At 64.6% G+C, this 15,431-nt stretch carries 12 protein-coding genes; 8 read left to right on the top strand and 4 right to left on the bottom strand.

Annotated features, from left to right (window positions below; genetic code table 11):
* Window positions 1-33: 33 nt before the first annotated feature.
* From GJ700_RS28350 to GJ700_RS28340, 3 genes are all read right to left on the bottom strand, one after another.
* The gene (locus tag GJ700_RS28350) at window positions 34-1,299 is read right to left on the bottom strand and encodes an IscS subfamily cysteine desulfurase (RefSeq protein ID WP_154380373.1); all 1,266 of its coding nucleotides are present in this window, start codon (window positions 1,297-1,299) and stop codon (window positions 34-36) included.
* Between the two features lie 26 nt (window positions 1,300-1,325).
* Window positions 1,326-1,799 carry a Fe-S cluster assembly transcriptional regulator IscR gene (gene iscR / locus GJ700_RS28345; protein ID WP_154380371.1) on the bottom strand — a complete coding sequence of 158 codons (474 nt, stop codon included), beginning with the start codon at window positions 1,797-1,799 and terminating at the stop codon, window positions 1,326-1,328.
* Window positions 1,800-1,956: 157 nt separating this feature from the next.
* Complete coding sequence (locus tag GJ700_RS28340) at window positions 1,957-2,715, bottom strand: uracil-DNA glycosylase family protein (protein ID WP_154380369.1); 759 nt, start codon at window positions 2,713-2,715, stop codon at window positions 1,957-1,959.
* Window positions 2,716-2,946: 231 nt separating this feature from the next.
* Between GJ700_RS28340 and GJ700_RS28335 the strand changes: the two genes are divergently transcribed.
* Both GJ700_RS28335 and GJ700_RS28330 read left to right on the top strand, forming a co-directional pair.
* Window positions 2,947-3,888 carry a hypothetical protein gene (locus tag GJ700_RS28335; RefSeq protein ID WP_154380366.1) on the top strand — a complete coding sequence of 314 codons (942 nt, stop codon included), beginning with the start codon at window positions 2,947-2,949 and terminating at the stop codon, window positions 3,886-3,888.
* Window positions 3,889-4,152: 264 nt separating this feature from the next.
* Window positions 4,153-5,142: a PEP-CTERM sorting domain-containing protein gene (locus GJ700_RS28330; RefSeq protein WP_154380364.1), complete on the top strand. Its 990-nt coding sequence runs from the start codon at window positions 4,153-4,155 to the stop codon at window positions 5,140-5,142.
* Between the two features lie 76 nt (window positions 5,143-5,218).
* On the opposite strand, the gene GJ700_RS28325 is transcribed toward GJ700_RS28330, so the two are convergent.
* The gene (locus GJ700_RS28325; RefSeq protein ID WP_154380362.1) at window positions 5,219-5,836 is read right to left on the bottom strand and encodes a LysE/ArgO family amino acid transporter; all 618 of its coding nucleotides are present in this window, start codon (window positions 5,834-5,836) and stop codon (window positions 5,219-5,221) included.
* Between the two features lie 112 nt (window positions 5,837-5,948).
* Between GJ700_RS28325 and GJ700_RS28320 the strand changes: the two genes are divergently transcribed.
* From GJ700_RS28320 to GJ700_RS28295, 6 genes are all read left to right on the top strand, one after another.
* Window positions 5,949-6,854, top strand: coding sequence for a LysR family transcriptional regulator ArgP (locus tag GJ700_RS28320; RefSeq protein ID WP_154380360.1), 906 nt, complete (start codon window positions 5,949-5,951; stop codon window positions 6,852-6,854).
* Between the two features lie 129 nt (window positions 6,855-6,983).
* Window positions 6,984-10,922 carry an ATP-binding protein gene (locus tag GJ700_RS28315; RefSeq protein ID WP_229507305.1) on the top strand — a complete coding sequence of 1,313 codons (3,939 nt, stop codon included), beginning with the start codon at window positions 6,984-6,986 and terminating at the stop codon, window positions 10,920-10,922.
* Between the two features lie 87 nt (window positions 10,923-11,009).
* Complete coding sequence (locus tag GJ700_RS28310; RefSeq protein ID WP_154380358.1) at window positions 11,010-12,254, top strand: efflux RND transporter periplasmic adaptor subunit; 1,245 nt, start codon at window positions 11,010-11,012, stop codon at window positions 12,252-12,254.
* A complete protein-coding gene (locus GJ700_RS28305; RefSeq protein WP_154380357.1) occupies window positions 12,251-12,982 on the top strand; it encodes an ABC transporter ATP-binding protein in 732 nt (243 codons plus the stop codon). Before GJ700_RS28310 ends, GJ700_RS28305 begins: the two co-directional genes overlap by 4 nt.
* A 5-nt stretch (window positions 12,983-12,987) precedes the next feature.
* Window positions 12,988-14,145 (top strand): ABC transporter permease, encoded by a 1,158-nt coding sequence (locus GJ700_RS28300; RefSeq protein ID WP_154380355.1) that lies wholly within the window; start codon window positions 12,988-12,990, stop codon window positions 14,143-14,145.
* Window positions 14,145-15,323, top strand: coding sequence for an ABC transporter permease (locus GJ700_RS28295; RefSeq protein WP_154380353.1), 1,179 nt, complete (start codon window positions 14,145-14,147; stop codon window positions 15,321-15,323). Before GJ700_RS28300 ends, GJ700_RS28295 begins: the two co-directional genes overlap by 1 nt.
* The last annotated feature ends 108 nt before the right edge of the window (window positions 15,324-15,431 follow it).

Here is a 15,431-nt window from a genome sequence, read left to right as displayed (position 1 = left end):
CCTAATATCTGTAAATGATCGTTGCCAGGCTGCTTAGTGAGCGGCCCACTGGATGGAACTGATGTCAACGCCATCCTTGTACATTTCCCACAGCGGCGACAGTTCGCGCAGCTTGCCCACCTTGGACTTCATCAAGTCCACGGCGAAGTCGATGTCTTTTTCGGTCGTGAAACGGCCGATGGTGAAGCGGATCGAGCTGTGCGCCAGTTCGTCGCTGCGGCCCAGTGCGCGCAGCACGTACGACGGTTCCAGCGAGGCCGACGTGCAGGCGGAACCGGACGACACGGCCAGGTCTTTCACGGCCATGATCAGCGATTCGCCTTCCACGTAGTTGAACGACACGTTCAGGTTGTGCGGTACGCGCGCATCCATGTCGCCGTTGATGTAGACCTCTTCGATTTCCTGCAAGCCCTTGGCCAGGCGGTCGCGCAGCGCCTTGATGCGGCCGATCTCGCTGTCCATCTCGACCTTGGCCAGGCGGAACGCTTCGCCCATGCCGACGATCTGGTGGGTCGGCAGGGTGCCGGAACGCAGGCCGCGCTCGTGGCCGCCGCCGTGCATTTGCGCTTCAATGCGCACGCGCGGTTTGCGGCAGACGTACAGCGCGCCCACGCCTTTCGGGCCGTAGGTCTTGTGCGCCGTGAAAGTCATCAGGTCGACCTTGGTTTTCTGCAGGTCGATCACGACCTTGCCCGTCGCTTGCGCCGCGTCGCAGTGGAAGATGATGCCTTTCGAGCGGCACAGTTCGCCGATTTCCGCGATCGGCTGGATCACGCCGATTTCGTTATTCACCAGCATGACGGAAATCACGATGGTGTCCGGGCGGATCGCCGCGGTCAGCTGTTCGATCGTGATCAGGCCGTTGTCCTGCGGTTCCAGGTACGTCGCTTCAAAACCCTGGCGCTCCAGTTCACGCACCGTGTCCAGCACGGATTTGTGCTCGGTCTTCACGGTGATGATGTGCTTGCCCTTGGTCTTGTAGAAATTCGCCGCGCCCTTCAGCGCCAGGTTGTTCGATTCGGTCGCGCCGGAAGTCCAGATGATTTCACGCGGGTCGGCATTGACCAGCGCCGCCACGTGGCCACGCGCCTCTTCCACTGCTTTTTCGGCGGTCCAGCCATACATGTGGCTGCGGGAAGCGGGATTGCCGAACTGTTCGCGCAGGTACGGGATCATCTGGTCGGCCACACGCGGGTCGATCGGCGTGGTGGCCGAATAGTCCATGTAGATCGGGAAGTGCGGGGCGGTGTGGAATTCCACGGGAGCGACCTGGGCGACAGTTTTTTCAGGGGCGTTCATCTATTACTCCAATATTTGCAACTGGTTTAGCCTAAAGCGGCGTTGCGATGCATGACAACGACGTTTTGCTCGGCATGCTTCTGTTTTTGCTGATCGACCAGGTCCTGCAGGGAAACGGAGTCCAGGTAATCGACCATTTTTTCATTCAAGGTGGCCCACAGCTCGTGGGTCATGCAGCGGGCGCCCGTGGCGGCATCGGCGCCATGGCAATTTTCCTTGCCGCCGCACTGGGTGGCGTCCAGCGGTTCATCGACTGCAATGATGATGTCGGCCACCGTGACCTTGTCGGCACGGCGGGCCAGGCTGTAGCCACCGCCGGGACCACGGATCGATTCAACGATTTCGTGGCGGCGCAGCTTGCCGAATAATTGTTCCAGGTAAGACAGCGAAATCGCCTGGCGTTGCGAAATGCCAGACAACGTGACCGGGCCTTTGCCTTGGCGCAAAGCCAGATCGATCATCGCAGTCACTGCAAAACGGCCTTTGGTGGTCAGACGCATCACAACCTCGGTTGGGTTAAAATACAGCGCAGTTTCAACATCATTCAACCTTCCTCAAAGTCGGATTAGTTGAACGATTTAGTCAAGTATACCTTATTTGACTATTCTTGTCAGGCGACGCCCCTGGCGCCGCCGGTGGAGGTTGTGCGCTGTCTTTTCAGCAGCGTAACAACTGCATCGGCTCAAACAGCGCGTGCATATTGCTATTGGTAATAAAGGTCAAGTTATAAGGGTGTTCCGCGGCAATTTGCGGTAACGCCTGCGCTTCCGGCAATTTGTTGAGTTGTTCGGCGATCTTTCCCCACAGAACCAACGTTGGCTGCCGCGCTTGCAGCGCGGCCAATACCGTTTGCAGGAACGGCATCCACGCTTTCGCGTCTTTCACCGGCGCGACGGTTTCCCGGAACACCAGCGTGGCGTTCAACAGCAGGAAACCCGCATCGAAGAACTTTTGCTGGATCTCGCCCAGCGTCTGCACGATACCGGGTACACCGCGCGACGCCGCCGCAATGCGGGACAGCGCCAGCGTGCCGGTATCGTCCGGCGCCAGGCGCCCCTCGGCGACCAGCAGCATCTTCATGAAATTGCGCAGCGACGTGGCCTTATTGACGGCTTTCGACAGGCCGCCGCCCTCCTCGTCCGACCACAGGCCTTTGACGGTGCCATCCATGAAGCACACGCCGGTGGCGCTTTCCGCGCGGGGATACGGGCCTTCGCCGACCAGCACATAGCGTACCCGGTCCATCGGTTGGGCAAACGCGGCAAACAGGCGCTGGTCGGTCGGCAGGAAGTCAACCAGGGTATCGAAGTAATCCGGCGTGGCGGCCTGCATGGCGTGCAAGCCTGCCAACAGCACGGGACGCCAGGTGGCATCGGCGCGGTCAAGCGCCTCAAGGAGGTGGGAGGGAATCGGCATGGCGCGGAAGGATAGGCAAAAGGGCCGATTTTAGCAGAGTGCTGCACGATTCCCTTGAGGCAATAGTTACAGACTATAAGTACACTGTCGGTTTTTCTTACAATTACCCATGAATAAAATTCAAGTCCGGACAGCAACACATTGATTCTGCGACGATTTTTCCTATAGGCATGTATTATGCTAGGGAAACAGACATCCAGTCCGTGTACGCCTTTCCAGAAGGATGTCGCCATGACACTGCCAGCGATTGTGCGAAAGGCCGCCGCACTATGCCTGCTCCTGGCCAGCAATGCCGCCAGCACCACCATCCTGACGTTACCGGCGCCAGGTGCCGACGAACGCCAGTTGTACAAGCACCTCGATCCCGGTGCACCGGCCTTGCTGTCCGCCTGCGGGTCCGCCGCCGATTGCCAGCTCCTGTCCAGCCTGCCGCTGGCGTCTTCGACTGGCGAGGGCATGGCGCCGCCCCCGGTCAATGGCCGGAACTACTTCACGTCGTCCATTGCCGCCGGCGGTATCGACATGTTCCGCTCCCGGACAGGCCAACAATTCATGACTTACCCGGACGAGCCGATCTTTGCCAATGATGCCATTGACGACGACGGCAGCGACGAGGAACTTGAGTGGAAAGTGAAGCTCAGACTGCTGCAGGCCTACACGAACATGCGTACGCTGGTTGCCACGGATGACATCAGCCAGGGCAACGCCCGGGATGCGGGCAAGGCCGGCGCCAATGCCGGAAACGCCGCCGGCAGCGCTGTTCCCGACCTGGGGAGCCTGTGCGTGGGCCGCGACGGCAGCTTCAACATCACCGGTGCGTCCGCCAGGAGCGATTGCCCGACCGGCAGTATTTATGTCAGCACCAAGCGCGGCGCCAGCATGGCGGAGGCGGAATATGCCGCCTACGCGCAATCGGTGAGCTTCCCAGGGAGAGGCATCGCCTCTTCCCACGCCCTGCAAACGGCCGATTTGCGTTACACACGAAATGACCCCACGCTCAGGCAATACCGGCGCTGCGACGATTGCGACGTCGACCCGGCCAGCCTGTCAGAACCCGGTCCGCTGCAAAAGTTGGTGCGATGGATGAAGCATCCCGTCTCCCTGGCGGTGCTGGCCCTGGGGCTGATCGCCACGATCGTCGCCGACGCGGTCGGCAAATCCCGCCGCGCCTGAACACCGCCGCCGCAGGTCTGCCGAGTCCGCCCGGGACCGGCAGACCTGCCTGCACTTCCCGCCCCGCCTCGCCGCTCCCTCCCCGCCAGCATTTCCGCAATGCACCAACAATAACCTGTATGCAATATGTCGGTTTTCTTTACAGTGACTTCTTGTTAAAAAACCAAACCCGACAGTAACTCATTGATTATGTAACTAGCTTAACCGTAGGTACACATTATGCTAGAGCTAACGGTGATCAAACATTTATAAGGGGATGTCACCATGATCACTTCCGCCATCGTACGAAAGATCACCGCGCTCTGCCTGTTGCTGCTCGGCTGCGCAGCCAATGCCACTGTGTTGACCCTGCCAACCCCGAACGCCTACGAGGGGCAACTGTTCAACAACTTCAATATCTATTCGCTGGACTTGCTTCAAAAATGCGCTTCCGACCCGCGCTGCCAGCCTCAGGCAGGTGTCCCCGTCGCTTCGTCGCCGGGCCAGATTGCCGACCAGGCCATTGTGCTGACATCGGCCAACGGCATGAGTAACTTCACGTCACCATTTGCCGCGGGCAGCGCCGTCGACGATGTGTTCCTGAGCCCCACCGGTAACCAGTCGGCGACGTATCCCAACCTGCCCACGTTCGGCAATGACGCCGGCGGCCAGTTCACCGGCGACCAGGCCTTTACATGGGAAATCAACCTCGGCCTGCTGCAGTCTTACCTGGGCCTGCACGACCTGGTGTTCCTGTTCGACAATAACCAGGGCAACGCCAACGGCGGGGGCAATGTCTCCCTGTTGGCCCAGGCGCGCATTATCGATGCGGCGGGCAATACCGTGGCAGGCCAATGCTACGAAATGAGCGCTGCCGGCGCGAACGCCGGTTGCGTGGGCGGCGGTTATGTCCCGGTATTAAGCAGCTTGTGCGTGGCCAGCGATGGCAGCTACAACACCATCGGCGCATCCAACCAGGGCGATTGCCCTGCCGGCAGTATTTATGTCAGTAACAACCTGGGCACCAGCACGGCGGAATACGCCGCTTATTCGCAATCGCTGAGCAATTTTGCAAAAAATGCCGCCAACGCGAATTACCTGCTGTCGGTGGACGTGCGCTACATCGGCAATGAATCCGGCGCAGAACAGCTGTGGCTGTGCAGCGAATGCGACGTTTCGCAAAACCGCGTACCGGAACCCGGCTCCCTGCTGCTGCTCGCCATGGGCCTGGCCGCCCTGCTGTTCACAGGCAATTCCAAAGCCCGCCGCGCATGATCGCATGGCGCCGCCGAACCTTTGGCAGGTTCGGCGGATTTTCCATAAGGGATACCCGGAGTCGCTTTTTTTTACACTAAAAACCCTGTCCCGCCAGCCCCGCAGCCAGCGCCAGCATGATGGCGCCCGTCAGCGCTTCGATCCCTTTCCACACCAGCGGCCGCCGCAACCACGCGGACAGGCGGCTGGCGCCATACCCCAGCGCGGTGAACCACAACAGCGACGCCGTCATGGCGCCCACGGCAAAGCTGGGACGCTCGGCTTGCGCATACTGGCCGCCCAGTGAACCCAGCAGCACCAGCGTATCGATATAAACATGGGGATTGAGCAGCGACAGCGCCAGCACCGTCACCAGCGCGCGCCGCCCATCCACCTGCATCGCGTCATCCCGCACCTCGAGCGCATTGGCGCGCAGCAGCGCCGCCCAGCTGCGCAAACCGTACCAGGCCAGGAACGCCGCGCCGCCCCAGCGCGCCATGCCCAGCAGCAATGGCGAGGACTGGATCAGCGCCCCCATGCCCGCCACCCCGGCGGCAATCAGCACGATATCGACGGCAATGCAGGCCGCCACAGTGATCCCCACGTGGCGCCGCCAGACACCCATGCGCAGCACGTGTGCATTTTGCGCGCCGATCGCCATGATCAGGCTGGCGCCCATTCCCAGGCCATTGAAAAACACGACGGGTGTCAGCATGGTGAACTCCTTTTCTATGTGAATGCAGCCATGTTCTCCTTTCCACCCGTTAAAATGAAGCTGGATTAATATTTATGAAGATAGTTAAGAATGTCTAAAGAAAGGCCTTCCCATGCTGCCCGATTCCCGCCAGGCTGAAACGCTGCTGGCCATTCTCGACACCGGCAGCTTCGAACAGGCCGCCGCGCAATTGCACATCACGGCGTCGGCGGTGTCGCAGCGCATCGGCGCGCTGGAAGCGGCGCAGGGCGCGCCGCTGGTGATCCGCAGCCGCCCCTGCCGCCCCACGCGCGCGGGCCAGCACCTGGCCCAGTATTTGCGCCGCAGTAAATTGCTGGAACAGGAATTCCTGGCCGAATCCAGCGAAGACAGTGCGCGGCCCCTGTCGGTGCCAATGGCCGTCAATCACGACACGCTGGCCAACTGGCTGTTGCCGGAACTGGCGCCATTCCTGATCGAGGAAAACCTGATGCTCGATATCGCGCTGGACGACCAGGACCACACGTACACGTTGCTGGAGCGGGGCCTGGCGCTGGCGGCCGTGTCGGCCGAACCGCAGCCGATGCGGGGCTGCATGGTGCAGCCGCTGGGCGTGATGCGCTACAACATGATGGCTTCACCCGCGTTTGCCCGCCGCTGGTTTCCCGGCGGACTGGCGCGCGAACCGGCGCGGCGCGCGCCCATGCTGGTGTTCGACCGCAAGGACTTGCTGCAAGCGAACTTCATGCTGCGCGAATTCGGCCTGGCGGCGGGCAGCTATCCATGCCACTACATCCCGTCCAGCCCCGCGTTCGTGCAGGCGATCGAACTGGGACTGGGCTACGGTATGGTGCCGGAACAACAAGTCGGCGACCGCGTGCACCAGGGCGCCATCGTCGACATGGCCCCGGGCCGGCACAGCGACGTGACCTTGTACTGGCACAGCTGGCGGGTGCAATCGCCTAAACTGGAACGTCTGAGCGCGGCGGTGCTGGCGGCCGGGCGCCATATCTTGCGCCCGCTGCCCCCCGCAGGGTAACGGAAAGCACTTGTGGCCGGTACGTGCGCCGCGTACCGTGTCATCGTGCCAAGATGGCATGGATTGCATCGCATTCCGCCGCGCATTCCCCCGATTCGCCAGGCGGCATCACGTAAAAGCGAGACCACGTTGAACGAGCCTATTCACGCATACTTGCCGCCGGCGCGCGACACCCGGCAAAGCAGCCTCGCGTTCCTGGCCGCCCCGGGAGAAATGGGAAAGCGCATCGCCGACTACGACTGGACCGATACCCCGCTGGGGGATTTGCACGCGTGGCCGCAAAGCTTGCGCACGGTGGTCAGCCTGATGCTCAATTCCAGCCACCCGATGTGGATAGGCTGGGGGCCGGAAGCGACTTTTTTATACAACGATGCGTATATCGACGTGCTCAGCCACGCCAAGCATCCGCTGGCGCTGGGCCGCCCCGCCAGCCAGGTGTGGGCCGAAATCTGGGACTATTGCGCACCGCTGGTCGACAAAGTGTTCCTGCGCGGCGAATCGTCGTATGAACACGTGCAACTGTTCATGAACCGTGGCAGCTGGATCGAGGAAACCTGGTATTCGTTCTCGTACAGTCCGGTGGTCGACGAATCCGGCGGCGTGGGCGGCCTGTTCTGCCCGTCCACCAACACCACGTCATCCAACCAGAACACGCGCAGGCTGGCGTCGCTGTCCGCCCTGTCGGCCGAAGCGCTGCGCGAAGATTGCGTGGCGGGCGCCTGCGACAAGGCCATGCAGGCGATTGCCGCCAACCCGCAGGACATCCCGTTTGCGCTGCTGTACACCATCGACAACGGCGTGGCGCATTTGCAGCAGGCGGCGCACGTGCCGGCCGACCACGATGCGCCCGGCATAGCGCCGGCCTGCGTCGTGCTGCATGACGACGCGGCGCCGCCCGGCGCGGCGCCCGCTTCCTCGCCCGCTTCCCCGCCCAATTCGCCGTTCGCCGCCGGCGCGGCGTGCCGCTGGCCGCTGCGCCAGTTGTGGCTGGGCGGCGGCACGCAACTGTTGCCGGTGGGGGACTTTGACGCGCTGCCGCTGGGCCTGGCCAACCAGCGCATTACGCAGGCACTGGCGCTGCCGCTGCAATTGCAGGGACAGGACCGTCCCGCCGGCGTGCTGGTCATGGGCGTCAGCCCCGCCTGCAAGCTCGACGGGGAGTACCGCACCTTTTTCGAACTGGTGGCCGGGCAGGTGGCCTCCGCCATGCAGAACGCCAGGGCCGCTCAGGCGCAGCGGGAACGGGCCGACATGCTGGCCGAGCTCGACCAGGCCAAGACGGCATTCTTTTCCAACGTCAGTCATGAATTCCGCACGCCGCTGACCCTGATGCTGGGCCCGTTGGAAGACGCGCTGGCCGACAGCGCCGGCCTGCCGCCGGAGCAGCACGGCCGCCTGCGGCTGGCGCACCGCAATGCGCTGCGCCTGCAACGCCTCGTCAATACCCTGCTGGACTTTTCCCGCGTGCAAGCCGGCCGCATGCACGCGGCGTTTGCGCCGACCGACCTTGCCGCGCTGACCAGCGACCTGGCCAGCGGCTTCCGCTCCATCGTCGAACACGCGGGACTGGCGCTGGACGTGCACTGCGCGCCGATGCAGGGGGCCGTGTATGTGGATGCGTCGCTGTGGGAAAAGATCGTGCTGAATTTACTGTCGAACGCCTTCAAGTTCACATTCGATGGCCGGATCAGTGTCACGCTGGAACAGCAAGGCGGCGATGCCGTCCTGCGCGTGGCAGACAGCGGCGTGGGTATCGCACCGGACGATTTGCCGCATATTTTCGAACGGTTCCGCCGCATCGAAGGCGCGAAGTCGCGTACCCACGAAGGCAGCGGCATCGGCCTGGCGCTGGTGCGCGACCTGGTGGAACTGCACCACGGCGCCATCACCGTGCAAAGCGAGCCTGGCAAGGGTACCTGCTTCACGGTGAAGATCCCCGTCGGCCGCGACCACCTGCGCGATGACCAGATTACGCTGGCCCCGGCAACGCCCACCAGCAGCGCCGTGCACAGCTTTGCCTCGGAAGCGGCGCGCTGGCTGCCGGACCATGGCTACCCGCCGCTGTCCCCGCCCCAGCCACTGTTACAACCCGTGTTGCCGCCGGTGTCATCCGAACCGCTGGCCGACGCCACCGCCGTCACGGCCGCCGTGCTGGCCAAGGCCGCCGCGCTGGCGGAGACCGACCATATCATCGTGGCGGACGACAATGCCGACATGCGGCTGTACCTGCACCGCCTGTTGAGCGAGCGCTGGCGCGTCACGCTGGTGGCCAATGGCCGCGCGGCGCTGGAATGCGCGCGTGCCGATCCGCCCGGCCTCGTCATTTCCGACGTCATGATGCCGGAACTCGATGGCTTCGGCCTGATCGCCGCGCTGCGCGCCGACCGCCGCTTGCAGGACACGCCGATATTGCTGCTGTCCGCCCGTGCCGGCGAAGAGGCGCGCATCGAAGGCATCCATGCGGGCGCCGACGATTACCTGGTCAAGCCCTTCTCGGCACGCGAACTGCTGTCGCGCACGGAAGCGCAACTGATCCGCTACCGTTTGCGGCAACTGGACAAGGCCCATTCGCACCGCATGGCGGCCGTCTTCGAGCAGGCGCCGATGGCGATCGCCATCCTGCGCGGCCCCGGCCTCGTGATCGAATTGATGAACGACCGCTTCCGCGAACTGGTCAACGGCCGCGAAGGCACGGGGCAGCCCGTGCGGCTGGCCTTCCCGGAATTGCAGGGCCAGGGCGTGCTGGAGGAACTGGAACAGGCCTATGCCAGCGGCCGCGCGCAAGTGCTCAACACGCGCCGCCTATGGCTGGCGCGGGGGCCGCGCGGCGAACTGGAAGAATGCCATTTCGATTACGTGCACCAGCCGGTGCGCAACGCGGCCGGACGCGTCGACCGCGTTGCCGTGGTGGCCTATGAAGTGACGGAGCTGGTGCGGGCGCGCCGCGCGGCGGAAGTGGCGAACCGCGCCAAGGATGAATTCCTCGCCATGCTGGGTCATGAATTGCGTAATCCGCTGTCGCCGATCCTGGTGGCGCTGGAACTGATGAAGCTCAAAGGCATCGACCATGTGCTGCGCGAACACGCGGTCATCGAACGCCAGGCACGCCACCTGGTGCGGCTGGTCGACGACTTGCTCGACGTGGCCCGCATCGCGCAGGGCAAGGTCGTGCTGCGGCGTGAACGCGTGGAACTGGCGCCGCTGGTCGCGCAGGCGGTCGAAACCATCAGTTCGCTGCTGGAAACGCGCAACCACCGCCTGACGGTCGACGTGCCCGCGCAGGGCATGGCACTGGATGCGGACCCGGTGCGCTTCACGCAAGTGCTGTCGAATTTGCTGACCAACGCCGCCAAATACACGAACCGCAATGGCAGCATCACGGTGCGCGCCGTGGCGGACAATGGCGATTGCGTGCTGCGCGTGGCCGACAATGGCATCGGCATCGAGCCGGACATGCTGCCCCGGCTGTTCGACCTGTTCGTGCAGGAACACCAGGCGCTGGACCGTGCGCACGGCGGGCTGGGACTGGGACTGGCCATCGTGCGCAGCCTGGTATCGCTGCATGGCGGCACGGTATCGGCCCACAGCCCCGGTCCGGGCCAGGGCAGCGTGTTTGAAGTCCGGCTGCCGCTGGCCTCCGGCGCCGTCGGCACCCTGCCTCCCACGGCCCTGCCGGCGACGGCCGCGCCGCGCCTGCCCGACGGCCAGCGCCTGTGCATCATGCTGGTGGACGACAATACCGACATGCTCGACGCCCTCGCCGAATTGCTGGCGCTGCACGGGCATGACGTGCATGCGCTGTCCGATCCGGCCAGCGCGCTGAAGGAAGCGGAACGGCTGCAACCGGACCTGGCCATTCTCGACATCGGCCTGCCCGGCATGGATGGCTACGAACTGGCGGCCGAACTGCGCCGCCGTCCGCAACTGGCGGGCCTGCGGCTGGTGGCGCTGACCGGCTATGGCCAGGCCGCCGACCAGCGCCGCTCCGCCGCGGCGGGTTTCAGCGCCCACCTGGTCAAACCCGTCCACCCGGACCAGCTGGCCGCGCTGATCGCCTCGCACACCTGAGCGGGTCCTCCGCTTGACCCTGGGCGCTTGCATCCGGGCCGGATTTGCCTCACCATCGTGCGACCAGCCCACCGCCAAGAGGCGCTCATGACCGAACCGCCGCAGCTCGCCAAACTGAAAATCGACCGCAGCGCTGCCCTACCCCGCCCCGGTCGCCACCGCTGGCTGAAAATCGGCCTGGCGCTTGCCGCGGCCGGCGCCATCGCTGCCCTCTTCGCCTCGCGCGCCGGCGGCAAGCCGGAAGTGGACGTCGTCACGATCTCGCTGGCCTGGCCGTCGCAAAACCTGACCCTGCTGAACGCCACCGGCTACGTGGTGGCGCAGCGCAAGGCCGCGCTGTCGTCGAAAGCCACGGGGCGGCTGGAATGGCTGGGAGTACTGGAAGGGGCCAGGGTGAAAGCAGGCGACGTGCTGGCCCGGCTGGAAAGCCGCGACCAGGAAGCCGCGCTGGCGCAGGCGCAAGCCAATATCCAGGTGGCGCAGGCGAACCTGGAACAGGGCCGCGCGGAACTGGCCGATGCGCAGCAGGCGAACCAGCGCGCCCATGAATTGCTGGCGCAGCGCTTTATCGCCGCCGCCACGGCCGATGCCGCGCAGGCGCGCTACAACAAGGCCCGGGCGGCGGTGGCGGCGCAAAAAGCCGCCATTGCCATGGCACAGGCCGGCGCGCAGGCTGCGCAGGCGGCGCTGGAGCAGACCCGCATCCGCGCGCCGTTCGACGGCGTGATCCTCACCAAGAACGCCAACGTGGGCGACAACATCACGCCGTTTTCATCGGCCGCCGACAGCAAGGGCGCCGTGGTCACCATCGCCGACATGGAAACGCTGGAAGTGGAAGCGGACGTCTCCGAATCGTCGCTGGCGAAAATCCGCCCGGCGCAGCCGGCGGAAATCCAGCTTGACGCCTTTCCCGACCTGCGCCTGGCAGGGTCCGTGTCGCGCATGGTGCCGACCGTCGACCGCAGCAAGGCGACCTTGCTGGTCAAGGTGCGCTTCGATGACCGCGACGCCAGGATCTTGCCCGACATGAGCGCGAAAGTCGCGTTCCTGTCGCAACCTGTGCCGGCCGCCGACCGCGCGCCCGTGCTGGCCGTGCAGCCCGCCGCGCTGGCCACGCGCGATGGCAACACCGTGGTGTTCATCGTCGCCGACGGCAAGGTCAGGCAGGTGCCGGTGACGGCCGGCCGCAAGGTGGGGGAACTGGTGCAGTTGGTACAGGGTCCGCAACCGGCGGGCGCGGCCGGCGCCGTCAAGGCCGGCGACAGGGCCGTGCTGAAACCCGGTCCGCAATTGCGCGACGGCCAGGAAGTGCGCCTCGCAGGCAAGCCATGAACGCGCGGGACGGACAGGCAGAAACCCCGGCGGCGCCGCTGATCCGCATCGCCAACCTGGTCAAATCCTACCGGCGCGGCGGGCAAGTCGTGCCCGTGCTGACCGGCATCACGCTCGATATCGCGGCAGGCGCCTTTACCGCGCTGATGGGTCCGTCCGGCTCGGGCAAAAGCACGCTGCTGAACCTGATCGCGGGCATCGATAAGCCCGATTCAGGCCTGCTGCAAGTCAATGGCCTGGACATCGCCGCCATGTCCGAGTCCGCGCTGGCGCACTGGCGCGCCGCCAACGTCGGTTTTGTTTTCCAGTTCTATAACCTGATGCCCGTGCTGACCGCCTTTGAAAATGTGGAATTGCCACTGCTGTTGACGGGCCTGTCGCGGCGCGAACGGCGCGAGCGGGTGGAAATGACCTTGGCCCTGGTGGGTCTGGCCGACCGCATGGACCATACGCCGAACGAACTGTCGGGCGGCCAGCAGCAGCGGGTGGCGATTGCCCGCGCCATCGTCACGGACCCGATGCTGATCGTGGCGGACGAACCGACCGGCGACCTGGACCGCCAGTCCGCCGCCGACGTGCTGACCCTGCTGCGCCGCCTGAACGATGAACTGGGCAAGACCATCGTCATGGTCACGCACGATGCCCACGCGGCGGCGCAGGCGCGCACCATCGTGCACCTGGATAAAGGAGAGTTGATTGCCGGAGGCGCTGCCGGCGCCATGGGTTAGCCGCCATGTATTTACTGCGCCTGATTTCCCGCAACGCACTGCGCCACAAGCTGCGCACGGCGCTGACGGTCCTGGGCCTGGTGGTGGCGACCCTGTCGTTCGGCCTGCTGCAAACCGTGGTCGGCGCATGGTACGCCGGCGCGGAAGGCGCCTCGAACACCACGCTGGTGACGCGCAACGCCACGTCGCTGGTGTTCCCGCTGCCGCTGGCCTACCAGGCCCGCATCCGTGGCGTCGACGGCGTGACGGGCGTCGGCTATGCCAACTGGTTTGGCGGCGTCTACAAAGACCCGAAAAACTTCTTCGCGCAATTCGCCATTTCCGGCCAGAGCTACCTGGATATCTACCCCGACTACCTGTTGCCGGACAGCGACCGCACCGCCTTCCTGCGCGACCGCAAGGGCGCCATCGTCGGCCGCAAGCTGGCCAACGAATATGGCTTCAAGGTCGGCGATACGATCCCCATCCGGGGCACGATCTACCCCGGCCAGTGGGCGTTCACGATACGGGGCATTTATGACGGCCGCCAGCCGTCGACCAACACGGCCACCATGTTTTTCCACTGGGACTATGCCAACGAAGGCTTGAAGAAAATCTATCCGCGCCGCGCCAACCAGGTCGGCGTCTACGTGGTGCGGATCGCCCGCGCCGAAGACGCGGCGGCCGTGTCGCAAGCCATCGATGCGCAATTCGCCAACTCGCTGGCGGAAACCCTGACGGAAACGGAGAAGGCATTCCAGCTGGGATTTGTCGCCATGTCGGAAGCCATCGTGGCCGCGATCCGCGTGGTGTCGTTTGTCGTCATCGTCATCATCATGGCGGTCATGGCGAACACCATGGCCATGAGTGCGCGCGAGCGGCAGGCGGAATACGCGACCCTGAAAGTGCTGGGCTTCGGCCCCGGCTACCTGGCAGCGCTGATCATCGGCGAAGCCCTGTTGCTGGCGCTGGTGGGTGCGGCGGGCGGCATCGCGCTGCTGTTTCCGCTGGCGGCCACGATCGCCGCCAACCTGGGCACGATGTTCCCTGTCTTCCAGGTGGCGCCCGCCACGCTCGCCATGCAGGTGGGCACGGCGCTGCTGGTCGGGCTGGTGGCGGGCCTGGTCCCCGCCGTGCGGGCCGCGCGCATGCGCATCCTGGACGGCTTGCGGAGCATCGGATAATGAAGATTCCCCTGCCCTACATTGCCCGCAACCTGTGGGCGCGCCGCCTGACCACGGCGCTGACGGCGGGCGGACTGGCCCTGGTGGTATTCGTGTTCGCCACCGTGCTGATGCTGGACGAAGGCTTGCGCACCACGCTGGTCACGACGGGCGAATACGACAACGTCGTCATCACGCGCCGCTCGGCGGAAACGGAAGTGCAAAGCGGCATCGACCGCAACATGGCCAATATCGTCGCCAGCCACCCGGCCATCGCCCGCGATGCGCAGGGCATGCCGCTGCTGTCGAAGGAAACCGTGGTGCTCATATCGCTGGCGCGGCGCGGCAGCGGCGACACACCCGGCAAGGCGTCCAATGTCGTGATCCGGGGCGCCGGTCCGCAGGGGTTCGTGCTGCGGCCACAGGTGCATGTCACCGCCGGGCGCATGTTCCGGCCCGGCGCATCGGAAGTCATCGTGGGCGGCGGCATCGCGCGCCGCTTCGCCGGCGTGGCCATCGGCGACCGGCTGCGCTTCGGCCAGCGCGAATGGACCGTGGTGGGCTGGTTCGATGCGGGCAACAGCGGCTTCGATTCGGAAATATGGGGTGACGCCGACCAGCTGGTGCAGGCGTTCCGGCGCCTGGCATGGTCGTCGATGGTGCTGCGGCTGGCCGATTCCGCCCGTTTCGACCAGCTGAAAGGCGACGTGGAAAACGATCCGCGGCTGACCGTGGAAGCGCGGCGGGAACAGACGTTTTATGCGGACCAGTCGCGCGCCCTGTCGAATTTCATCAGCATCCTGGGGCTGGCCTTGTCCGTGATCTTTTCCATCGGCGCCATGATCGGCGCGACCATCACCATGTATGCATCGGTGGCCAGCCGTACGGCGGAAATCGGCACCTTGCGCGCGCTGGGTTACCAGCGCCGGCATATCCTGGCGGCATTCCTGCTGGAAGCCATGCTGCTGGCGCTGGCGGGCGGCGTCGCGGGTCTCGCGTGCGCTTCACTGATGCAAATGCTGTCGTTTTCCACCACCAACTTCCAATCGTTCGCGGAACTGGCGTTCGGGTTCCGACTGACACCGCTGATTGCCGCTAAAACCCTGCTGTTTGCACTGCTGATGGGCTTTGTCGGCGGCTTCCTGCCTGCGCTTCGCGCCGCGCGCATGAAAATCGTCGATGCGCTGCGGGCCGCCTGATATAAGTCATGCTACACTTTCCGCCCTGCCCGCCGTCAAGGGCTGCTGCCCCGATTTCCATTCATGCAACCGACCTTGCCACGCCTTGCCATGCTGCGCTGTTTGCGC

Origin of the sequence: Pseudoduganella rivuli (genome assembly GCF_009674485.1) — a bacterium.
In the GTDB taxonomy this organism is placed as follows: Bacteria; Pseudomonadota; Gammaproteobacteria; order Burkholderiales; family Burkholderiaceae_D; genus Rugamonas; species Rugamonas rivuli_B.
The sequence above is the reverse complement of the archived record's forward strand: the minus strand, read 5'-3'. Positions and strand labels throughout refer to the sequence as shown.

Bases quoted from the DNA above. Each gene is read 5' to 3' on its own strand.
- GJ700_RS28350 (WP_154380373.1), bottom strand. From the start codon at position 1,299: ATGAACGCCCCTGAAAAAACTGTCGCCCAGGTCGCTCCCGTGGAATTC.
- iscR (WP_154380371.1), bottom strand. From the start codon at position 1,799: ATGCGTCTGACCACCAAAGGCCGTTTTGCAGTGACTGCGATGATCGAT.
- GJ700_RS28340 (WP_154380369.1), bottom strand. From the start codon at position 2,715: ATGCCGATTCCCTCCCACCTCCTTGAGGCGCTTGACCGCGCCGATGCC.
- GJ700_RS28335 (WP_154380366.1), top strand. From the start codon at position 2,947: ATGACACTGCCAGCGATTGTGCGAAAGGCCGCCGCACTATGCCTGCTC.
- GJ700_RS28330 (WP_154380364.1), top strand. From the start codon at position 4,153: ATGATCACTTCCGCCATCGTACGAAAGATCACCGCGCTCTGCCTGTTG.
- GJ700_RS28325 (WP_154380362.1), bottom strand. From the start codon at position 5,836: ATGCTGACACCCGTCGTGTTTTTCAATGGCCTGGGAATGGGCGCCAGC.
- GJ700_RS28320 (WP_154380360.1), top strand. From the start codon at position 5,949: ATGCTGCCCGATTCCCGCCAGGCTGAAACGCTGCTGGCCATTCTCGAC.
- GJ700_RS28310 (WP_154380358.1), top strand. From the start codon at position 11,010: ATGACCGAACCGCCGCAGCTCGCCAAACTGAAAATCGACCGCAGCGCT.
- GJ700_RS28305 (WP_154380357.1), top strand. From the start codon at position 12,251: ATGAACGCGCGGGACGGACAGGCAGAAACCCCGGCGGCGCCGCTGATC.
- GJ700_RS28300 (WP_154380355.1), top strand. From the start codon at position 12,988: ATGTATTTACTGCGCCTGATTTCCCGCAACGCACTGCGCCACAAGCTG.
- GJ700_RS28295 (WP_154380353.1), top strand. From the start codon at position 14,145: ATGAAGATTCCCCTGCCCTACATTGCCCGCAACCTGTGGGCGCGCCGC.